General features: G+C 65.2%; 19 protein-coding genes and 1 other RNA gene. 6 read left to right on the top strand and 14 right to left on the bottom strand.

Going from position 1 to position 21,301, the window contains the following annotated elements; translation table 11 throughout:
* Window positions 1-40 precede the first annotated feature (40 nt).
* The 6 genes from rpsA to gyrA form a co-directional block, all read right to left on the bottom strand.
* On the bottom strand, window positions 41-1,723 hold the full coding sequence (gene rpsA / locus H6927_16940) for a 30S ribosomal protein S1 (protein ID MCP5219771.1): 1,683 nt from the start codon (window positions 1,721-1,723) through the stop codon (window positions 41-43).
* Between the two features lie 219 nt (window positions 1,724-1,942).
* Entirely contained in the window at window positions 1,943-3,946 is a 2,004-nt protein-coding gene (locus H6927_16935) for a bifunctional 3-phosphoshikimate 1-carboxyvinyltransferase/cytidylate kinase (GenBank protein ID MCP5219770.1), read from the bottom strand.
* Between the two features lie 45 nt (window positions 3,947-3,991).
* Window positions 3,992-4,864, bottom strand: a complete 873-nt coding sequence (locus H6927_16930) for a prephenate dehydrogenase/arogenate dehydrogenase family protein (protein ID MCP5219769.1) — start codon at window positions 4,862-4,864, stop codon at window positions 3,992-3,994.
* Window positions 4,857-5,963 carry a prephenate dehydratase gene (gene pheA / locus H6927_16925; protein MCP5219768.1) on the bottom strand — a complete coding sequence of 369 codons (1,107 nt, stop codon included), beginning with the start codon at window positions 5,961-5,963 and terminating at the stop codon, window positions 4,857-4,859. Before pheA ends, H6927_16930 begins: the two co-directional genes overlap by 8 nt.
* A gap of 55 nt (window positions 5,964-6,018) precedes the next feature.
* A complete protein-coding gene (locus H6927_16920) occupies window positions 6,019-6,621 on the bottom strand; it encodes a hypothetical protein (protein MCP5219767.1) in 603 nt (200 codons plus the stop codon).
* 6 nt (window positions 6,622-6,627) lie between these two features.
* Window positions 6,628-9,285 carry a DNA gyrase subunit A gene (gene gyrA, locus H6927_16915; protein MCP5219766.1) on the bottom strand — a complete coding sequence of 886 codons (2,658 nt, stop codon included), beginning with the start codon at window positions 9,283-9,285 and terminating at the stop codon, window positions 6,628-6,630.
* A 231-nt stretch (window positions 9,286-9,516) separates the two neighbouring features.
* Here gyrA and H6927_16910 point away from each other — a divergent pair, with 231 nt between their 5' ends.
* The 4 genes from H6927_16910 (at window position 9,517) to ssrA (ending at window position 12,106) form a co-directional block, all read left to right on the top strand.
* On the top strand, window positions 9,517-10,179 hold the full coding sequence (locus H6927_16910; protein MCP5219765.1) for an OmpA family protein: 663 nt from the start codon (window positions 9,517-9,519) through the stop codon (window positions 10,177-10,179).
* A gap of 149 nt (window positions 10,180-10,328) precedes the next feature.
* The gene (gene ubiG, locus H6927_16905) at window positions 10,329-11,048 is read left to right on the top strand and encodes a bifunctional 2-polyprenyl-6-hydroxyphenol methylase/3-demethylubiquinol 3-O-methyltransferase UbiG (GenBank protein ID MCP5219764.1); all 720 of its coding nucleotides are present in this window, start codon (window positions 10,329-10,331) and stop codon (window positions 11,046-11,048) included.
* Entirely contained in the window at window positions 11,048-11,716 is a 669-nt protein-coding gene (locus H6927_16900; GenBank protein ID MCP5219763.1) for an HAD-IA family hydrolase, read from the top strand. The genes ubiG and H6927_16900 overlap by 1 nt, the downstream gene beginning before the upstream one ends.
* A 14-nt stretch (window positions 11,717-11,730) precedes the next feature.
* Window positions 11,731-12,106, top strand: a transfer-messenger RNA (tmRNA) gene (gene ssrA, locus H6927_16895).
* Between the two features lie 324 nt (window positions 12,107-12,430).
* Here ssrA and H6927_16890 read toward each other — a convergent pair.
* From H6927_16890 to H6927_16855, 8 genes are all read right to left on the bottom strand, one after another.
* Window positions 12,431-13,525 (bottom strand): hypothetical protein, encoded by a 1,095-nt coding sequence (locus H6927_16890; protein ID MCP5219762.1) that lies wholly within the window; start codon window positions 13,523-13,525, stop codon window positions 12,431-12,433.
* A gap of 172 nt (window positions 13,526-13,697) precedes the next feature.
* Window positions 13,698-14,126: a LacI family transcriptional regulator gene (locus H6927_16885; protein ID MCP5219761.1), complete on the bottom strand. Its 429-nt coding sequence runs from the start codon at window positions 14,124-14,126 to the stop codon at window positions 13,698-13,700.
* The gene (locus tag H6927_16880) at window positions 14,123-15,478 is read right to left on the bottom strand and encodes a recombinase family protein (GenBank protein ID MCP5219760.1); all 1,356 of its coding nucleotides are present in this window, start codon (window positions 15,476-15,478) and stop codon (window positions 14,123-14,125) included. The genes H6927_16885 and H6927_16880 overlap by 4 nt, the downstream gene beginning before the upstream one ends.
* Window positions 15,475-15,981, bottom strand: a complete 507-nt coding sequence (locus H6927_16875) for a DUF2924 domain-containing protein (protein ID MCP5219759.1) — start codon at window positions 15,979-15,981, stop codon at window positions 15,475-15,477. Before H6927_16875 ends, H6927_16880 begins: the two co-directional genes overlap by 4 nt.
* Complete coding sequence (locus H6927_16870) at window positions 15,978-16,196, bottom strand: hypothetical protein (protein ID MCP5219758.1); 219 nt, start codon at window positions 16,194-16,196, stop codon at window positions 15,978-15,980. Before H6927_16870 ends, H6927_16875 begins: the two co-directional genes overlap by 4 nt.
* 125 nt (window positions 16,197-16,321) lie before the next feature.
* On the bottom strand, window positions 16,322-17,536 hold the full coding sequence (locus H6927_16865) for a hypothetical protein (GenBank protein MCP5219757.1): 1,215 nt from the start codon (window positions 17,534-17,536) through the stop codon (window positions 16,322-16,324).
* A gap of 17 nt (window positions 17,537-17,553) precedes the next feature.
* Window positions 17,554-18,465 carry an ImmA/IrrE family metallo-endopeptidase gene (locus tag H6927_16860; GenBank protein ID MCP5219756.1) on the bottom strand — a complete coding sequence of 304 codons (912 nt, stop codon included), beginning with the start codon at window positions 18,463-18,465 and terminating at the stop codon, window positions 17,554-17,556.
* Window positions 18,462-18,782 carry a helix-turn-helix transcriptional regulator gene (locus H6927_16855; GenBank protein MCP5219755.1) on the bottom strand — a complete coding sequence of 107 codons (321 nt, stop codon included), beginning with the start codon at window positions 18,780-18,782 and terminating at the stop codon, window positions 18,462-18,464. The genes H6927_16860 and H6927_16855 overlap by 4 nt, the downstream gene beginning before the upstream one ends.
* 205 nt (window positions 18,783-18,987) lie before the next feature.
* Here H6927_16855 and H6927_16850 point away from each other — a divergent pair, with 205 nt between their 5' ends.
* Together H6927_16850 and H6927_16845 are read left to right on the top strand one after the other, a co-directional pair.
* Window positions 18,988-20,217 (top strand): hypothetical protein, encoded by a 1,230-nt coding sequence (locus H6927_16850; GenBank protein MCP5219754.1) that lies wholly within the window; start codon window positions 18,988-18,990, stop codon window positions 20,215-20,217.
* A complete protein-coding gene (locus tag H6927_16845) occupies window positions 20,180-21,184 on the top strand; it encodes a hypothetical protein (protein MCP5219753.1) in 1,005 nt (334 codons plus the stop codon). Before H6927_16850 ends, H6927_16845 begins: the two co-directional genes overlap by 38 nt.
* Window positions 21,185-21,301 lie beyond the last annotated feature (117 nt).

Below are 21,301 nucleotides of genomic sequence, written 5' to 3'. Positions count from 1 at the left end.
CAGGCCCGGCGGCGCGTGCCGCCGGGCCTGCCACGCGAGCTTACTTCGACTCGTTGTTGTCCAGCTTGGCGCGCAGCAGGGCGCCCAGGCTGGTGGTGCCGGCGTTGCCGGTGGACTGGCTCAGGCTGGCCATGGCTTCCTGCTGGTCGGCGGCGTCCTTGGCGCGCACCGACAGCTGGATGTTGCGGCTCTTGCGGTCGACGTTGACCACCACGGCGGTCACTTCGTCGCCCACCTTCAGCACCTGGCTGGCGTCTTCCACGCGGTCGCGGCTGATCTCGGAGGCGCGCAGGTAGCCCAGCACGTCGTTGCCCAGGTCGATCTCGGCGCCACGCGCGTCCACGGTCTTGACGGTGCCGGTCACGCTCTGGCCCTTGTCGTTGACGGTGACGAAGGTGGTGAACGGGTCCTGGTCGAGCTGCTTGATGCCCAGGCTGATGCGCTCGCGCTCCACGTCGACGGCCAGCACGATGGCTTCCACGTCCTGGCCCTTCTTGTAGTTGCGCACGGCGGCTTCGCCGGGCTCGTTCCAGGACAGGTCGGACAGGTGCACCAGGCCGTCGATGCCGGCGGCCAGGCCGACGAACACGCCGAAGTCGGTGATCGACTTGATCGGGCCGTGCACGCGGTCGCCGCGCTTGGTGTTCTGCGCGAACTCCTGCCACGGGTTGGCGCGGCACTGCTTCATGCCCAGGGAGATGCGGCGCTTGTCCTCGTCGATCTCCAGGATCATGACCTCGACCTCGTCGCCCATGGAGACGATCTTGCTGGGGGCCACGTTCTTGTTGGTCCAGTCCATCTCGGACACGTGCACCAGGCCCTCGATGCCGGGCTCCAGCTCGACGAAGGCGCCGTAGTCGGCGATGTTGGTGACCTTGCCGAACATGCGCGTGCCCTGCGGGTAGCGGCGGCTGACGCCCAGCCAGGGGTCGTCGCCCATCTGCTTGAGGCCCAGGCTGACGCGCTGCTTCTCGGTGTCGAACTTGAGGATCTTGGCCGTGATTTCCTGGCCGGTCTGCACCACCTCGCTGGGGTGGCGCACGCGGCGCCAGGCCATGTCGGTGATGTGCAGCAGGCCGTCGATGCCGCCCAGGTCGACGAAGGCGCCGTACTCGGTGATGTTCTTGACCACGCCGTGCACCACGGCGCCTTCCTTCAGGGTCTCCATCAGCTTGGCGCGCTCTTCGCCCATGCTGGCCTCGACCACGGCGCGGCGGCTCAGCACCACGTTGTTGCGCTTGCGGTCGAGCTTGATGACCTTGAACTCGAGCGTCTTGTTCTCGTAGGGGGTCAGGTCCTTGGTGGGACGGGTGTCGACCAGCGAGCCGGGCAGGAAGGCGCGGATGCCGTTGACCAGCACCGTCAGGCCGCCCTTGACCTTGCCGCTGGTGGTGCCGGTGACGAACTCGCCCGACTCCAGCGCCTTTTCGAGCGCCAGCCAGGAGGCCAGGCGCTTGGCGGTGTCGCGGCTGAGGATGGTGTCGCCGTAGCCGTTTTCGATCGAGCCGATGGCCACCGGCACGAAGGCACCGGGTTCGACGTCGATCTCGCCCTGGTCGTTCTTGAATTCCTCGATCGGGATGTAGGCCTCGGACTTGAGGCCGGCGTTGACGACGACGAAGTTGTGTTCGACGCGCACCACCTCGGCGGGGATGACTTCGCCCGGGCGCATGACGGTGCGCTGCAGGGACTCTTCGAACAGGGCGGCAAAAGATTCAGACATGAGGGTTTCCTTGTCCACGCACGCAGGTTTGCGACGGCACGATTGCAATCGCTTCGAAGACTGTGTGGCGGAAGGGTGTACGGCAGGGGCCGTGGTTTGCGGTTGAAAAACCAGTCGGCCCGGTGCACGCGGAATGTGCGAAGGGAAGCCGGCTGGAGCCATGCGAACACCCGCTGGGCGGGTGTTCGTTTTGAGGGCCTCGCGGATTCGCCGGGCGAATCAGAAAGGCTGCCTCGCCTGCCACCAGGACAGCACCTGCGCAACCGATGACTCGATCGACAGCTGCGAGTTGTCCAGCAGCAAGGCATCCTGCGCGGCCTTCAGGGGGGCCGCCGCGCGGTTTTGGTCGCGGGCGTCGCGCTCCTGCAGGTCGGCGCAAAGGGCGTCCAGTGTAACGGAAATGCCCTTGGAAATCAATTGCTTGTGGCGGCGCTCGGCGCGCTGGCGCGCGTCCGCCGTCAAGAACACCTTCAGCGGCGCCTGGGGGAAGACCACGGTGCCCATGTCGCGCCCGTCGGCCACCAGCCCAGGCAGGCGGGCGGCATCCTGCTGCAGCGCCAGCAGGGCGGTGCGGACCAAGGGCAGGGTGGAGACGCGCGAGGCGTCCATGCCGGCCTGCTCGGTGCGGATGGCCTCGCTCACGTCGGCGCCGGCCAGCCACACGCGCTCGCCGTCGAAGCGCACGGGCAGGATGCGGGCCAGATCGGCCAGCGCGGCTTCGTGCGCCGGCTCGGGCGCCAGGCCCTGCTGGCGCGCGGCCAGGCCCAGCACGCGATAGAGCGCGCCCGAGTCCAGGTAGTGCCAGCCCAGCTGCTGCGCCACGCGGCTGGCCAGCGTGCCCTTGCCCGAGGCGGTGGGGCCGTCCACGCAGATCACCGGCACCGGTGCGGCCGGCTCGGCGATGGCAAACAGGGTCTCGAAATAGTCCGGGAAGGTCTTGGCCACGCACCGGGGGTCTTCGATGCGCACCGGCAGCCCGTCGGGGTTGAAGGCCGCCAGCGAGGCGCACATGGCCATGCGGTGGTCGTCGTAGGTGGCCATGGAGGCGGCGCGCCACGCGCCCGGCGCGATGGGCGTGATGCGCAGCCAGTCCGGCCCTTCGTCGATGGTGGCGCCCAGCTTGCGCAGCTCGCAGGCCATGGCGGCCAGGCGGTCGGTCTCCTTCACGCGCCAGCTGGCGATGTTGCGCAGGGTGCTGGGGCCGTCGGCAAACAGGGCCATCACGGCCAGCGTCATCGCGGCGTCGGGGATGGCGTTGCAGTCCAGGTCGATGGCTTTCAGCGGCCAGGCGCCGCGGCGCACCTGCAGCCCGTTGGGCCCGCCCGTGATGTCGGCGCCCATCTGCCGTGCGGCGTCGACGAAGCGGATGTCGCCCTGGATCGAGTCCAGGCCCACGCCCTCGATCTTCAAGCCATTTTGGCCTTCAGCCGTCACCGACAATGCGCCAGCAGCTATGAAATAACTAGCAGACGAGGCGTCGGCCTCGACGTGGATCTCGCCCGGCGACCGGTAGCGGCAGCCGTGCGGGATGGTGAAGCGCTGCCAGCCCTGACGCTGCACCGCCACGCCAAAGCGCGCCAGCAGCTGCAGCGTGATCTCGATGTAGGGTTTGGAAATCAGCTCGCCCTGCACCTCGATCACGATGCCGCCCGCCGGGGCCTGGTCGGCCGCCAGCGGCAGCGCCATCAGCAAGGCGGTGAGGAACTGGCTGGAGACGTCGCCGCGCACCGGGATGGGCCGGTCGAGCCGCAGCGTCGGCATGCCGATGGCCAGCGGCGGATAGCCCGGCTGGCCGCTGTAGTCGATGCGGCAGCCCAGCGCGCGCAGGGCATCGACCAGGTCGCCGATGGGGCGCTCGTGCATGCGCGGCACGCCGTGCAGGCTGTACTGGCCGCCCAGCACCGCCAGCGCGGCGGTGAGCGGGCGCATGGCCGTGCCGGCATTGCCCAGGAACAGATCGGCCTGGCGCCGCCGCGGGCCCTGGCCGATGCCGTCGATGGTGGCGCGCGTGCCCGCCAGCGTCACGCCGCAGCCGAGCTGGCGCAGCGCCTGCAGCATGACCTGGGTGTCGTCGGAGTCCAGCAGGTCGTGCACCACGGTGCGGCCTTCGCACAGCGCGGCCAGCAGCAGCACGCGGTTGGAGATGCTCTTGGAGCCGGGCAGACGCACGCTGCCGTGCACCGCGCGCAGGGCAGGCACATCGAGAAAGGGCAGGTCGTACACGGGATGAGCAGGGTGGGGCGCGGGCCACGTTGGGCGCGCCGGGGTTTACTGCGCGCCGGGGGCAACCCGCCAGGTGGCGCGGCTGTGGCTGGCCTGGGTGATGAGCTGCTCCAGCGCGTCGGCCTGGCCGGCGGCGATCAACTGCTCGAACTGGGCCAGCGCCTGCTGGAAGTGGCGCGTCTGCGCCGCCAGCTCCTCGCGGTTGGCGATCAGCACGTCGCGCCAGACCTGCGGGTCGCTGGCGGCAATGCGGCTGAAGTCGCGAAAGCCGGGGCCGGCCAGCGACAGGTAGTCCTTGCCATGCGGCTGGCCGGTGAGGCTGTTCATCAGCGCGAAGGCGATCAGGTGCGGCAGGTGGCTGACGGCGGCGAAGGCGGCATCGTGCGACTCGGGCGACATGCTGAACACGCGGCAGCCCAGTGCCTTCCACAGCGCCGTGGCCTGCTCGATCTTGCGCGTCAGCGTGCGCTCGATCGGCGTCAGGATCACCTGCTTGCCGTGGTACAGGTCGGCATCGGCGTTCTCGACCCCGGCCACCTCGCGCCCGGTGATCGGGTGGCAGGGCACGAAGGAGCCCACGCCGGTCTTGAGCGTGCGCCGCGCGGCATCCACCACGTCGCGCTTGGTCGAGCCGACGTCGATGACCAGCATCTCGGGCGTGAGCAGGTGGCGGATGGACTTGAAGGTGGCCTCGGTGGCGGCCACCGGCACGGCCAGCAGCACCAGGTCCGAGCCCGACACCGCCTGCAGCGCCGAGGGCGCCTCGATGTCGATCACGCCCATCTGGCGCGCGCGCTCGGTGGTGGAGGGCGACTTGCTGTAGCCCACCACGCGGCGCACCAGGCCCGCGCGCTTGAGCGCCAGCGCGAAGGAGCCGCCCATCAGGCCGCAGCCGATCAGTCCGAGTTGTTCAAACATCGTTTCCCAGGGGGTAGGCGCCCAGCACCTTGTAGAACGCGCACAGCTGGCGCAATTCACCCAGCGCCGCGTCGATGTGCGGCTCGCTCGGGTGGCCGGCGATGTCGATGTAAAAGTAGTATTCCCACTGGCCCGACTTGGCCGGGCGCGACTCGAAGCGCGTCATGCTCACGCCGTGCTTCTTCAGCGGCGTCAGCATGTCGTGCACCGAGCCGGGCTTGTTGGGCACCGACACCACGATGCTGGTGCAGTCGCGCCCCGAGGGCACCGGCATGCTGAGCGTCTGTGGCAGGCAGACGACGGCAAAGCGCGTGCGGTTGTAGGCCTCGTCCTGCACCGCGTGGGCCACGACGTGCAGGCCGAACTGCGCGGCGGCGCGCTCGCTGGCCAGGCTGGCCCAGGCCGGGTTGTCGGCCGCCAGGCGCGCGCCCTCGGCGTTGCTGGAGACCGCGCGGCGCTCGGCGTGCGGCAGGTGCTGCGACAGCCAGCGGTGGCACTGCATCAGCGCCTGCGGGTGCGCCATGACGACCTCGATGCCATCCAGCCCGGCCGTGCGCCGCAGCAGGTTGTGGCGCACCAGCAGGCTGACCTCGCCGATGATGTGCACCGGCGAATGCAGGAACAGGTCGAACGAGCGCGCCACCACGCCCTCAGTCGAATTCTCGACCGCCACCACGCCGAACTGCGCCGTGCCGGCGGCCGTGGCGTGGAACACCTCGTCGAAGCTCTGGCAGTAGATCAGGTTGGCGGCGCTGCCGAAGAACTCGACCGCCGCCTGCTCGGTGAAGGTGCCCTCGGGGCCCAGCACGGCCACGCGCTGCGGCACCTCCAGCGCCAGGCACGCGGACATGACCTCGCGCCAGATGGCGGCCACGTGCTGGTTGAGCAGGGGGCCGGGGTTGGCCCGCTGCACCTTGGCAATCACCTGGGCCACCCGGTCGGGGCGGAAAAACGGCGTGCCTTCCTGGCGCTTGAGCGCGCCCACCTCCTCGGCCACGCGGGCGCGCTCGTTGAGCAGGGCCAGCAGCTGGTTGTCCAGGGCGTCGATGCGCGTTCGCAGCTGCGCCAGGGCCTCGGTTTGGATGGGGGTGTTGCTCATGCCGGGTCAAAAAAGCGCCGGCCGTCGAGGCCGGCGCCCAAAGGACAAGGGGGGTTTACTTCTTCTTGCCGTTGGTGGCGGCGCCCGAGGCGGGTGCGGTAGCCGGTGGGGTGGCCGGCACGCCCACGATCTTGGTTGCGGCGGCGTCGAAGGACTTGACGTTGGTCTCGACCGTGGTGCGCGTGGCGTCGATCACCTTCTGCGCCCAGGCGTTGCCCGCGTCGGCGCTGAGGCCCTGGAATTTGAGCGCGGCGGGCGACTCCATGTAGGCGATGATGGTCTTCATCTCGTCTTCGCTCAGCTTGTCCATGAACAGGGGCACCAGCGCCGTTTCGGCGGCCTTGCCCACCTGCGCCTCGATCGCCTTGTGCGTGTTGTCGGCGAACTTCTTGAGCTCGACGTCCAGCTTGTCGCGCACGTCTTTCTGGCGCGCCGGCGGCACGGACTCGTCCAGGCGCTGCGACCAGGTGGACAGCGGCAACTGCACCGCGTCGGCCGTCAGCTGGTTGGCCATGGCGGCGCCGTCGGATTTGGCCTGCATCTGCGCCAGCTTGGTGGCCAGGGTCTTCTTGGCGTCCTGCGCGCTGGCGCCGGTGGAGACGGCGCAGAGGGCCACGAACAGGGCCGTTGCCGACAGTTTGGAAAGGGAAGTCTTCAAGATGGATTACTCCGTGGGTTCAGTGATTGAGGGGTCGTCGCCCGCCTCCTGGGCGTCATTTTCCACGATGCGCTGCAGGCCGCTCAGTTGCGTGCCTTCGTCCAGCGCGATCAGGGTCACGCCTTGCGTGGCACGGCCCATCTCGCGGATCTCGGATACGCGGGTGCGCACCAGCACGCCCTTGTCGGTGATGAGCATGATCTCATCGTCGGCGGCGACCAGCGTGGCGGCCACGACCCGGCCGTTGCGCTCGCTTTGCTGGATCGCGATCATGCCCTTGGTGCCGCGGCCGTGCCGCGTGTATTCGGTAATGTTGGTGCGCTTTCCGTAACCGTTTTCGGTGGCGGTGAGCACGCTGGTACGGGCGTCGGTGCCGGCCTGGTCGGTGCCGGCCTCGCCCTCGGCCACCAGCATGGCGATCACGCTCTGGCCGTCCTCCAGCGACATGCCGCGCACGCCGCGCGCGCCGCGGCCCATGGGGCGCACGTCGTTCTCGTCGAAGCGCACCGCCTTGCCGCCGTCACTGAACAGCATCACGTCGTGCGCGCCGTCGGTCAGCGCCGCGCCGATCAGGTAGTCGCCCTCGTCCAGGTCGACCGCGATGATGCCGGCCTTGCGCGGGTTGCTGAACTCCGACAGCATGGTCTTCTTGACGGTGCCCATGGACGTGGCCATGAACACGTAACGGTTGTCCGGAAAGCTGTGCATCTCGCCCGTCAGCGGCAGCACCACGTTGATTTTCTCGCCCTCGGCCAGCGGGAACATGTTGACGATGGGCCGCCCGCGCGAGCCGCGCGAGCCCGAGGGCACCTCCCACACCTTGAGCCAGTACACCCGCCCGCGGTTGGAAAAGCACAGGATGTAGTCGTGCGTGTTGGCGATGAAGAGCTGGTCGATCCAGTCGTCCTCTTTGGTGGCCGTGGCCTGCTTGCCGCGCCCGCCGCGCTTTTGCGCCCGGTATTCGGACAGGGGCTGCGCCTTGATGTAGCCGGTGTGGCTGAGCGTGACCACCATGTCGGTGGGCGCGATCAGGTCCTCGGTGGCCAGGTCCTGCGCATTGGGTTCGATGGTGGAGCGGCGCGCGCCGGCTTTGGTCTGGCCGAATTCGGTGCGCAGCGCGGTCAGTTCGTCGGCGATGATGGTCGAGACGCGTTCGGGCCGCGCCAGGATGTCCAGCAGGTCGTCGATCTGCGCCATCACGTCCTTGTACTCGGCGATGATCTTGTCCTGCTCCAGCCCCGTCAGGCGCTGCAGGCGCATCTGCAGAATCTCTTGCGCCTGCGTCTCCGACAGGCGGTACAGGCCGTCGGCCTGCAGGCCGCATTGGCGGTCCAGGTCGTCGGGCCGGTAGTCGTCGGCGCTGATGAGCACGCCATCGGCGCGCGTGCGGGTCAGCATCTCGCGCACGATCTGGCTGTCCCAGCTGCGCGCCATCAGCTCGGCCTTGGCCACCGGCGGCGTGGGCGCCTGCCGGATGATGCGGATGAACTCGTCGATGTTGGCCAGGGCGACCGCCAGGCCCTCCAGCACGTGGCCGCGCTCGCGCGCCTTGCGCAAGTCGAACACGGTGCGCCGCGTCACCACCTCGCGCCGGTGCTGCAGGAACACGCCGAGCAGGTCTTTCAGGTTGCACAGGCGGGGCTGGCCATCGATCAGCGCCACCATGTTGATGCCGAAGGTGTCCTGCAGCTGCGTCTGCTTGTATAGGTTGTTCAGCACCACCTCGGGCACTTCGCCGCGCTTGAGTTCAATCACCAGGCGCATGCCCGATTTGTCGGACTCGTCCTGAATGTGGCTGATGCCCTCGAGCTTTTTCTCGTGCACCAGCTCGGCCATGCGCTCCTGCAGTGTCTTCTTGTTGACCTGGTAGGGCAGCTCGTCGACGATGATGGCCTGGCGCTGGCCGCGGTCGATGTCCTCGAAGTGGCACTTGGCGCGCATCACCACGCGGCCGCGCCCGGTGCGGTAGCCGTCCTTCACGCCCTGGATGCCGTGGATGATGCCGCCGGTGGGAAAGTCCGGCGCCGGGATGATCTCCATCAACTCGTCCAGGCCGGCCTCGGGCGCGCGCAGCAGGTGCAGGCAGGCGTCCACCACCTCGTTCAGGTTGTGCGGCGGGATGTTGGTGGCCATGCCCACCGCGATGCCGCCCGAGCCGTTGACCAGCAGGTTGGGCAGGCGCGTGGGCAGCACCAGCGGCTCGGTCTCGCTGCCGTCGTAGTTGGGGCCGAAGTCGACCGTCTCCTTGTCGATGTCGGCCAGCATCTCGTGGGCGATCTTGGCCAGGCGGATCTCGGTGTAGCGCATGGCGGCGGCGTTGTCGCCGTCCACCGAGCCGAAGTTGCCCTGGCCGTCCACCAGCATGTGGCGCAGCGAAAAGTCCTGCGCCATGCGCACGATGGTGTCGTACACCGCGCTGTCGCCGTGCGGGTGGTACTTGCCGATCACGTCGCCGACGATGCGTGCCGACTTCTTGTACGGCCGGTTCCAGTCGTTGTTCAGCTCGTGCATCGCGTACAGCACGCGCCGGTGCACGGGCTTGAGGCCATCGCGCGCATCGGGCAGGGCCCGGCCCACGATCACGCTCATGGCGTAGTCCAGATAGCTTCGCCGCATCTCCTCTTCGAGCGTGACCGGGAGGGTTTCCTTGGCGAATGAAGTCATATATATGCAGGCGGGCCGTGCGGGCGAAAATCAATGATTTTAGGGGCTTTGAGTTGTTGCTTGAAGGCAACGGAACAGCGGATTTCCGGCCCGGCCGCAGGCTTGCGGGCCTTGTTTGCTTCGGTTTGCGCGGGGACGTGTGGCACAATCAATTTCAGCGTTTTCGGTGGTGGTCACTTGAAGCGTCCGTTTTTCGCAGCCCGGCTGCGGCTTTTTCCCATGAGGAGAATCATGAACAAACTGAACAAAATCGCGGTCTTGTTTGCCTCTGCTGCCATCGCTACGGCCGCTGTCGCGCAAGTGAAGGCTGCCAATGGCGGCAACGTCGTCGACAACTGGCAAAACGGCACCGGCGAGCTGGTCTGGAAGAACGGCACCAACGAACTGTGCTGGCGTGATTCCAGCTGGACGCCCGCCACGGCGGCCGTCGGCTGCGACGGCGCCCAGGCCGCGCCCAAGGCCGCGCCTGCTGCCCCGGCTGCTGCTCCCGCCCCGGCCGCTGCCCCGGCCCCGGCTGCTGCCCCGGCTCCTGTCGCCGCCCAGAAGGTCACTTTCGCCGCGGATGCGTTCTTCGATTTCGACAAGGCCGTGCTCAAGCCCGAAGGCCGCGCCAAGCTGGATGACCTGGTCAGCAAGATCAAGGGCATCAACCTGGAAGTGATCATCGCCGTGGGTCACACCGACTCCATCGGTTCGGTGGCCTACAACCAGAAGCTGTCGGTGCGCCGCGCCGAAGCCGTGAAGGCTTACCTGGTGTCCAAGGGCATCGAGCGCAACCGCGTGTACACCGAAGGCAAGGGCAAGTCCCAGCCGATCGCCAGCAACAAGACGGCCGAAGGCCGCGCCAAGAACCGCCGCGTCGAGATCGAGGTGGTTGGCACCCGCGCCAACTGATCGTTGGGTCGCTGATTCCGGTTTGTTCCGGAATCATCCGCAAAAGCCTTGGGGGTGCAAGCCTCCAAGGCTTTTTGTTTGGCTGAATGGCGCGGTGTCTTTGCGCCGGGCCAGGCGAGGCCCGGTCGGTGGCGTGGGACAATCGCGCCATGTCCGCAAGCAATGTCGATCAGGCCGAACTGGCCAAGTTTTCCGCGCTGGCCCACCGCTGGTGGGACCTGGAGGGCGAATTTGCCCCCCTGCACCAGATCAACCCCCTGCGCCTGGACTGGATCGACCGGATTCATCCCCTGAGCGGCACGCGCGTCGTCGACGTGGGTTGCGGCGGCGGCATCCTGGCCGATGCCATGGCCCGCCGCGGCGCCGACGTGCTGGGCATCGACCTGGCGGAAAAATCCCTCAAGGTGGCCCAGCTGCATGCCCTGGAGGCGCAAACGCCGCGCGTGGCCTACCGCACCGTCGCGGCCGAAGACCTGGCGACCCAGGAGCCGGGCACGTTCGACGTCGTCACCTGCATGGAAATGCTGGAGCACGTGCCCGATCCCGCCTCGGTGGTCCGGGCCTGCGCGGCGCTGGCCAAGCCGGGCGGAACGGTGTTTTTCTCGACCATCAACCGCAATCCGCGCTCGTTTGCGCTGGCCATCGTGGGTGCGGAATACGTGCTGGGCCTGGTGCCCCGCGGCACGCACGAGTACGCGCGCTTCATTCGGCCCAGCGAACTGGCGCGGTTCTGCCGCGAGGCGGGGCTGGAGCTGCAGTGCAGCAGCGGCCTGGCCTACAACCCCGTGTCGCGCCGCTATCGCCTGACGGACGATTGCGCGGTCAATTACATGGTCGCCGTCCGCAAGCCGGTGCCGGCCGCGCCGTGATGCGCTTGCGGGGCGTGCGCTGCGTGCTGTTCGACCTCGACGGCACCCTGCTCGACAGCGCCACCGACCTGGGCCAGGCCGCCGACGACATGCGGCGCGCCCGCGGTCTGCCTTCGTTGGCGGGGGACCTGTACCGAAGCAGCGCCGGCTCGGGCGCCCGGGGCATGCTGAAGGTGGCGTTCGGCCTGGCGCCAGGCGATGCCGGCTACGACGGCCTGCGCGACGAATTCCTGCTGCGCTACGAGCAGGTCATGATGCAGACCACCCGCCCCTTCCAGGGGGTCGAGCCGCTGCTGGCGGCGCTGCGCGAGCGCGGCCTCGACTGGGGGGTCGTGACCAACAAGGCCGCGCGCTTCACCCTGCCGCTGACGGCCAGCCTGCCGCTTTTTGCCAGCGCCCGCGTCGTCGTCTGCGGCGACACCACGCCCCATCTCAAGCCGCACCCCGCCTCCCTGATCGAGGCCATGCGCCAGGCTGGCACCGCGCCCGCGCACTGCATCTACGTGGGCGACGACGAGCGCGACATGCAGGCCGGCAGGGCGGCGGGCCTGCGCACCGTCGCGGCCCGTTATGGCTACCTGGGCGCGCAGGCCCGGGTCGACGCCTGGCCGGCCGATGCGGTGATCGACCAGCCGCTCCAGCTCTTGAATTGGCTCGAATTGACCTAAAATGTCAGGCTCCAGGGGCTGTATTGGTTTCGACGTGGGTTGGAATCGCCTCAGGGCATGCCGAGGTTCAGTCACCTCGTAAAACCGCTGAAACAAACCAACTGCAAACGACGAACGTTTCGCACTCGCCGCCTAAACACCGGTGAGCCTCGCAACAGCAGGCCGATGGGCTGGGCAAGGGCGGCGCAAGCCGTCCCGGCTGCGAGGGAATCCACATCGGCTGGCCTGCGTCCGGGTGCCTTGGACGCAGGCGAGACTCAAGGGCACTGGCTGCCCGCATAGCGTGCGACTGCGCGATGCGGGTGGCGAGATTCAAATCAGACCGCTAAGCATGTAGAACTGGGCGTGGAAGATTTGCGGACGGGGGTTCAAGTCCCCCCAGCTCCACCAATAACAAAACCCCAACCGTTCTCGGTTGGGGTTTTTTCTTGCCTGATCGCGCCGGTTCCCGCGTGTTGCTGGGGGTTCCTGCGGAAGCCTGCGGACTGCGCCTGCCGCCCGAATTGGCCGTTCCGGGCCACATTCCACTCTCTCCCGGCCATTCCTCGCTCCGACCTCGCTCCCTGGAACTGGCCCGAAGTCCGCAAAGGTCGCAACGCAGGCCCATACTGATCAAAGGGTTACGCGCGGACGAATCAAGCGGTTGGATTGCAGCATTGGCTACCGGAGTGGGCAAACGTCCCTGGCGCAAAGCCAGCAGTCTTACCGTGCGCTCTATTCGATCTGGTCAAACAGTTTCTGCGCAGCGAGCCTGGCAGCAGCGTCTTGCGCCGGAGCAAGCGGTTCAAGATCTACCCCGTCACGACCTGCGACGTAGACTGGACCGCCGACGTCATCGTCGTAGTCCGAACCGTCCTCGTTGATGGCGTAGTGCGCGTCCCGAGCCAGATCCGTTCCGACCAACTGCGAGAGATACACCCACGTCCAGCATCGCTGTAGGTCACCTTGATCGTGTTCCTCAATGAGCTGGAGCATGGCGTCCGTATCTCCCCTCTCGGCAGCCAGCGTCAGCCAATGCTTGGCGTCTGAAGTGCGGCCCATGCGTTCTGCGATCGCCGCAATCGCTGCTGGGTCAGCATCGACGCCGTGGCGCGGCTGCTCGAAGAAGGACGGATCGTCAAATCGATCCGCCAAGTCGAGAAGTGCATCCTGATTCCCCAGTCGACTGGCCTCCCTCAGGTGCCGCGAGTACTTCTCGGCTTGAGCGAGACGAGCCTCGTGGGCTTCGGCCCACTCCTTTTCCACCCCCGTCAGGACACGGCCCTGCTGCCCCTGGGAGTACCAATAGGAACTTCCAGCGTCCGGGTCGTCTTCATCGTCAGGGGCGTGTATCAGCGCCAGCGCGTAGTGAGCCAGGGCATTGCCCTTACTAGCCGCCGCAGCCAATCCATCTAGAAGGATCGGTCCGAACGCCTCGTCGGTAGGGTCGAATAGCTCATCCTCGTCGTATTCGAGCTCTTCGTCTTGGCTGGACGACTCCCCTCTCAGGCGACTGACCAATGACGAGATGCTGGCGACACCGATCTGGCGCTCTGCCAGGAAAGATTCCAACGCCGACGACGCCAGAATCACGGTGTCAGGTTGATACCCAAGCTCGATGCAACGCCGCTTGATGAGCGCACTTTGCGGGACCACCCGCCGGTCGTTCTGGCGAAGTTCCGTGAGCACGGTGTCAACGCCAAACGCGGCGTGAGAGTTGAAGCCGAAGGAAGCTGCCAACAGCTCGTAGACGTGGGCTCGCTTGAATGAGCCACCAGTGCTGGCCTGAAGGTGCTGCTGCGCGGAATACGCGAGTTCTTTGATTGTCATGACAAACCTTTCCTCAATGCCACGCCGATTTCGGGTCAGGCGCACACGTTTAAGTCCCCGACGACGAGGCTCAAAGAGAGGTTTTTAGTGACAGTGAGGCAACGCCTTTTTTTACTCGTGTGCAAGTAAGGTGGGCACCTGAAGCAATTTTACCCCTGTGCCCCCGCTCGGTCTACATGAGCCTGGCCCGCTGCTCATCCCACAGCGCTGGCGGATCAACCGCCAGATCAAACAGCGTGACGTGGTTCGGCAATACGTCGTCCAGGATGGCCGCCACGATGTCAGGTGCCAGCGTGGTCAGGTTGACCATCCGGCTGACGTAGCTGTTGTCGATTCCTTCCCTCGTGGCGATCTCCTTCAAGGACTTCGCCTCTCCTGACTCCAGCATCGCCAGCCAGCGGTGGCCCCTGGCCAGCGCCAGTTGGATGGAGGTCGGTGCTACGTCCCACGGTCTAACCGGCGCGGTTTCGCCGTTTGGCAAGGTGACCAGCTTGCGGCCGCTGCGGCGTTTGATCTGGATCGGCACGGACAAGGTCAGCCTGCCGTCGCTGGTCTGCAGGATGTCGGGCTCGCCGGCCTTCTGGATGCGGATGTCGCTCATGCCAGTGCTTCCTCTTGTTGCTCGACCGGCTCGGGGCGCAGCTCCAGCACCAGGCGTTCGATGCCGTTGGCGCGCAGCCGCACTTCGAGGTCGTTAGGTGACACGATGACTTTCTCGACCAGCAGTTTCACGATCCGGGTCTGCTCGGCCGGGAAAAGTTGATCCCAAATCGCGTCGAGCCGGGTCATGGCCACGGTGATCTTCGCCTCGTCCAAGGTTGGATCGAGCTTGATCGCCTGCGGCAGCATGTCGCCGAGTAGATTCGGGGCACGCAGGATCGCGCGCAGTTGGTCGAGTACCGCCGACTCGAGTTCGGCGGCCGGCAAGCGCGGCAGGCCTGAGGCGCCCGCGTGCTCCTTGGCGTCACGCTGAGGCACGTAGTACCGGTACCGACGGCCATTCTTCTTGGTCGTGTGCCACGGCGACAGTGCTCGACCATCGTTGCCGAATACGATGCCCTTGAGCAGATACGCCACGGTTGCCCGCGTTGCGTTGCCGCGCACCCGGCCATTGGTGGCCAAGATCGCGTGGACGCTGTCCCACAGTTCGCGGCTGATGATGGGTGGATGTTCGGCCTGGTACCACTGATCCTTGTGCCGCAACTCACCAAGGTAGGTTCGGTTGCTGAGGAGCTTGTAGATATGGCCCTTGTCGATCGGTCTACCATCGCGCGTCTTGCCGTCTTGCGTGGTCCACGCCTTCGACGTTACGCCATCCAGTTTCAGCTCCTTGACCAGCGCAGTACTGGAGCCGAGTTCGACGAAACGCTGAAAGATGTGCCTGATCAGTTTGGCCTCACGTTCGTTGGGCACCAGTCGGCGGTTCTCGACGTCGTAGCCGAGCGGTGGCACGCCGCCCATCCACATGCCCTTGCGCTTACTGGCTGCGATCTTGTCGCGGATGCGTTCGCCGGTGACCTCGCGCTCGAACTGGGCGAAGGACAGCAGGATGTTCAGCATCAACCGACCCATCGAGGTCGTCGTGTTGAACTGCTGGGTGACCGACACGAACGACACGCCGTAGCGCTCGAACACCTCGACCATCTTGGAGAAGTCCGCCAGGCTGCGCGTAAGGCGATCGATCTTGTAGATGACGACCACGTCGATCTTGCCGGCCTCGATGTCCGCCATCATGCGGCGCAGCGCCGGACGTTCCATGTTGCCGCCCGAGAAGGCGGGATCGTCGTAGTCGTCGGCTACTGGAATCCAGCCCTCGGCGCGCTGGCTGGCGATGTAGGCATGACCGGCGTCGCGCTGGGCATCGATGGAGTTGTATTCCTGGTCCAGCCCTTCGTCGGTGGATTTGCGCGTGTAGACCGCGCAGCGCATGCGGCGCTTCAAGACTTCGCTCATCGTCCACCTCTCTTCTTGTTGGACGGCTTGGTCTTGGCATTGGATGGCGGCTTGAGCCCAAAGAACAGTGGCCCCGACCAGCGCATGCCGGTGATTTCGCGGGCGATCATCGAGAGGCTCGGGTACATGCGTCCCTGGAAGTCATACTGGCCGTCGGCGGTGGCGATCACGCGGTACTCCACGCCTTTGTATTCGCGGACCAGTACCGTGCCTGCGGCCGGACGGTAATCGCGGTCGCGTTTTTTCACCTTGCCGGTTTCGACCAGAGATTCGATGCGACGCTGGTTGCGATCCAGCAGGTTGGCGTCGACCTTGCGGAATTCCAGCTCCTGCAGCCGGTAGGCAATCCGGCGTTCGAGGAACTGGCGGTTGTGGGTGGGCGTGTCGCCACCGACCAGCTTCTGCCAAAGCGCCCGGATCTCTGCCATCGGCATCTCGGGCAGCCTGGCGATCTGCGCCGCCACCGATGGCGGCGTGGAAAATGATGGTGTTTGCGTGCTCATTTCGACTCCGTAGTTGTCTTGTTGACGGGGTCTGTATGAACGCGCTGGTTGCCAGAGAAGCCAAGCTCAAACTCGCTCGCTTCGGCGCTATGTGCGCACTGTTCCGCGTCGCTGATCCGCATGCGTGCCAGGCCGTTAGCCAGCAACGACGCGATCTCGTGGCGACGCTGTTCTGGGGTCATCCGCTCCGGTGGTAGATGGTTGATTTGATGCATTGGTGGCGGTCCTCTCGGTCAAACTCACATGCAGTGAAATTGTCCGGATGGACTGCCGCCGACACCATGAGGGAGTTTCGGAGTCGTGCGAACCGATGCGGGTTGCTGCGAAAAGCAGGTCCCGTTTAATTCGCCAGATGACGGGCGAGGATGGTCGTCATCAACGAATTGCCGGGCTGGGTGCTGGCGATCATGTCCCGGATCCGCTCATTGACCTGCTGGGTTGGCACAACAGCGTTCACCGCCGCCTGCGTGACTGCCGAATAAGCATCGAGCACATCAGTGCCGGTGATCTCATAGCCGTGTCCAAGAGAGATCCAGCGCAACGCGGCCAAGCCGGCTGCGAGCGCGAATGCTGGCTGCTTCTCGGCATAGTCACGGGCAGCGCGTGTCAGCGTGCGCGGATCGGTCGGGCTGCGCGTGACCAGTTCGATCGCCACATCAAATAGGCCCGCATCCTTCGCGGCGGCGAACCACTTGCCCTCGGCGCCAGGCGCGCTGGCTACCAGGTCGCGCAGGATCTCTTCCGGTTGCTTGTGGGGATACTTCTTGGCGATGGCGCGAAACGTCGCCAGATTCGTCGTGCCCTGATTTGCCTCGATGGCATAGCGGCGGTAGGCTTCGTCGAGCAAACCGGAGGACAACAGGATCTCTTCGCAGGCTTGGGCAATCTGCCAGCCAGGATCATTGAGACCGCGCGACTCCTCGGCGTAGCGGATCGCCTCCGCCTTCTTGCCCATCGCTGACAACGCTTTCACACCCCAGCGCCGATCGTGCCACCACTTGAACGGCGCCTTGTCGAGCAGTGCCAGCAACTCCTGGTGGCGACCCGCCGCGTACATCGATGCCAGGCAAGCGCTGGTGCCTTTGAAGAATCCATGTCCGGAAGCCTTCGGGCTCCACACGCTCTCAACGACCGGCAAAAACTCATCGGCCCAGTGCGACGCCAGTTCCGGTGTCACACACAACTCGCCCCAATAATCGCCGAGCAGTTCGATGTAGGGCATCTCGTCGTCTTGCAGCGCTTGCCACAAGCGTTCGAGCCAGCGTTGCCGCAGCTTCGGCTCAACGTCAGCCTTGACGATGATGGGCACCAGGGTATCGATGGCCTTGTTGACGGCCGAACCCAGTGCGCCCGATGAACTGTCCACCTGTTCCAGCGCCGGGGAGAGCTTTTCCAGCAGGGTAATGGCGCCCTCAGCCGCGAGCACGGGCTCCTTGCGGGCGACTTGCTTGATCTCCGTGATGGCTTCCTTGATCCGCTGCACCGGCGTGTCGGACCGCCAGCCAAAGGCATGGCGGCGAAAACGGGAAGCGAATTGCCACTTGTGGGCGCTCATGATCGATCCACCATGAGCTATCGCACCGGGTATTGGCCGTTGCGGATGAATCGGTCGTAGGTGTCCTCCTCCGGCTCCTCGTCGTCGTGGCGTGCTCCCTGCCACTCGGCTTCGGGCAGCAGTAGCAAGGTCAGGGTGTAGTCGTATTGGCCTGCGACCCGTGTCATTTCGGTGATCGGCATGCTGGCAGGTTCGCGGGCAAACCAGGACTGGGCATGCCCTGTTCGAGTGTCAGCAATATCAAAAGCGTTGTAGCTGTGCGCCAGCGCATCACCCGGCAGTTCGATGGTGTTCCTGCGGGTCGCAAAGTAGGCGCCAGACTTCAGCGCCGCCTTGTTCGACTTGGCCCACAGCATGTGATCGTCGCGACTGGCCACGAGCACCGCTCGTTTGGGTGCAATCTCGGTCCAGCGCAAGGCGGCGGCCGTGAGCGATACACCATAGCGGTCTGCGCAGTGGCCCAGCAGATCGAAGCTGATCGGCTGGCCGTCGACTTGGCGCCGGAAGTCGTCCAGCGGCATCAGCAGGGTCGAAGCAAACAAGTCCGCCTCTGCCTCGATGTCGCGCTGGTTGTTGTCTCCCGTTTCGATGTCGCCGTCGCCGCACTCGAAAATGTCCTGCTGGTGACGGTGAAGGATGTAGTGGCCGAACTCATGCGCAATCGTGAAGCGTTTGCGACCCTCCGACGGGGTGGCACTGTTGTAGAGGACCAGCCACTTCGACCGCGACTTATTGGCTTTCAGCAGACCATCGAAACCGTCTAGATCTTCGCCCTGGACCTTGTCGATCGGCGAGTCTGAGAAGCACTGGCGGGAATACTCCAGCGCCAGCTCATCAACCTTGACCGGAAAGCGATCCGCACCGAGAACCGTGTTGAGCATGGACGAGATGCGATTGGCCTCGGCCATGGGCTTCTTCGCATCCGTCATTCATCTTCCCAGGCATCGAGGATCTTGCGGATCTTCTTCTTGTCCGGCTCCGACATGGTTTTGTACTTGCGGAAGAAGGCCTCATCGAGCACTTGCTCGTCCGGCGTGGCGGCCGACTCGGTCAACAGGAACTCCGTGGTGACATCGAGGACGGCGGCGATCTTGCCGATCTTGTCGGCCGATGGTTTCGGATCGTCCTTGTTCTCCAGCTCCCAGATGTAGCTCTTGCTGGAGTCCGTCAGCTCGGCCAACTGCTCCAGGCTGAGCTTCTTCTGCTTCCGCAATGCGCGGATCTTGTCCCCCAGGGGCGATGGCACCGTTATCTCCTCATGTGTTCGCGTCAGGCCGAAAATAATACCACTACGCCGAACGAATTCGTACCTGCTTGACAAACCCCTAATCGCTTCGAGACAATCACAATCGTTCGGTACACCGAACGTCATCGGTCTGCACACCCCACTCAGGAAAAGGGGCCGTCGGGGCTGATACCAAGCCAATCCAAACCTTTTGAGGGGTATGTAGATGAACGATGCAGAGAATTTGACCAAGCTCCTGGGCCACCTGCCGCCGGCAGTGTTCCGTGAATTCATCGTGGACGAGTTCAGCCTGGCCATGCCGGACCTGGACACCAAGAAGCCGAAAAAGGAGCAGCGTGAACAGATGGAGGCCGTGCTGTCCGCCCTTGGGGTGAGTGAGCGGCAGCGGATCGAGGAAGTGGCCGAACGAATCGTGCTGTTGTCGGACGGCGCCGGCCAGGACGTCATCGACGGCTTCAAGGACGACATTTTCGATGACGCCGCCCGGGAAGCCTTCGCCGCGATCCCGAACCAGTACCAGCGGGCGCTGTGGCTCCATGTCCATGAGCCCGCACTCTTCGAGGAAGCGCTGAACGCCCGGCAGGCCGACGTGTTTCGGCAAAGCGCCTCTTGTTACTCGGGCTTCATGGCGCCCGCCAACCTTGCTGTACTCGACGATGCAGCTGCCAAGACGGCGTTCCACCAAACCGTCGCCCAACAGCTCGGGTGTTCCGATGACGCCGTCGCGATCCAGATCTTCAAGCGCCTGCGGCCCGATACGCAGACCGGCGAAGACGTGGACCTCTACCAGATCAGCATCCACCACAACCGCCCGCCGGAAATCATCGACTGCGTGCAGGCCAGCGAACTGGTGCCACAAGAGGTGATCCGGGCGGTGTCATCGCACATCACCTATGAGCCGACCAATGGACACCTGGAGGTGCTGTCGAAGGATACGGATGGGCGCGAAGCGCTGGCCCGAATCGTGGCCGACTCCCTGCTGCAATCGCCGATCACCGGCGAGAAGATCCCGCTCAAGCAGTACGACTACCAGAGCCTGGCGGCACCACGAAACTTCGACATTGCCAGTGAGCTGGTGACGTCCGTCAAGGTCGTCGAGCTCGGCTATTCCGCTGCAAACGGTCGCTCGCTGCTCGTGAAAATCTGGACCAAGGATGCCGACGACATCTACACCGCTGCTCGGTCGTTGATCAGCCCCACCTTCGACTTCCGCGATCACCACCTGAACTACGCCAAGCTGTCCATCAAGCTGAAAAAGGTCGGCAAGGACCGCGCGCGGACGATCACCGTGATCCTGCGTGACGACAACAAGTGCAACATCAAGACGAAGCGGGAAAAGGACCGGGCGCTGTGCGATCGGCTGCTCGCCAAATGGAATCTGGTGAAGGAGATTGGCCATGTCGTCGAAGCCCCTGCCGACGCAGTCGCTGCTTGAGCTGATCGACCTGTTCGAGCAGTCGGGGCAGCCGATTCTCGATGGAGATGGACAGCGGCTTCATGGCGTCCCAGGGTGGAGCGCTTTCGGGCGTACCTCCCTGACCGCCAAGCAGTTGGAACACTGGGCGGATTGCGTCGGCTATTCCGGCAGCTACCCAGCGCCACTCGGCGATGACCGCGTGCATGTCGACCTGGCGGAGGATGACCAGCCTGACCGCTATCGATACCGGTGCCCCGAGACTTTTCGATGGAAGTTCGTCCCGGCCGCAGAGGTCGCAGTCTTCAGCGTCCGACCGCCAGCAATCCTGAACGTCGTCTCTGATCTTCTCGGTATCGCGCAGGCCCTGCGCAAGGGAATCGAGGCGCCCTTGCTGGACGATTCACTGTGGCATCTTGGCAAGACCAGAGTAGGACCAGCAATGACAGACGTCTGGCTTGTTCGTGGGTTGGCGCGATCCGTCGAACAGGTGTTTCGGCATTTCAGCCAAACCAGTCTGCCTGATCAGGGCCTGATCTTGTCGTCGGGCGGTGTGCTGCCGCAGTTTGTCCGGCCGCCGCGATGCTACCGATTCGCATCGCTACGAGCTTCAATCGTCGACTACGTCGCCACGCCGTGCATCGACATGGATCTCCTGCATCGAATACTGGCCGCTCCGCCCGATGGCGCGATCCGCCCCGTGTTGCCGGTGCACTTCGACGAGTACACCAACACGCTGACCATCCGCACCAAGACCAAGCCCTGGACGATCAAGGGCGAGCGTCAGGCTGCGGCAGTCCGCTACATGTTCGAGCAGGCTATCAACGACAGGTGGATTCTCCCAGCCGCTGAAATTCTCGACGCAGCCTATGCAGACAAGAAGACGGCACGCAGTCAGCGCATGCAGAACCTGTTCAGTGGCAACACCGACTGGGAGGACTACATCGACAACCCTGAAAAGGGGAAGTATGGCTTCCGCCGAGATTGACCGGCCACCAGTTGGCAGGACCACGCACAACCGCCTTCGGGCGGTTTTTTGCTTTCTGGGCCTCGTTTTTCCCCGCAGAAGCTGCGCCCGTACATCAGCCCGTACATGGCGGCGGCG

This window comes from Burkholderiaceae bacterium, assembly GCA_024235995.1.
In the GTDB taxonomy this organism is placed as follows: Bacteria; Pseudomonadota; Gammaproteobacteria; order Burkholderiales; family Burkholderiaceae_C; genus Ottowia.
This window is presented reverse-complemented; position numbering and strand designations above follow the sequence as displayed.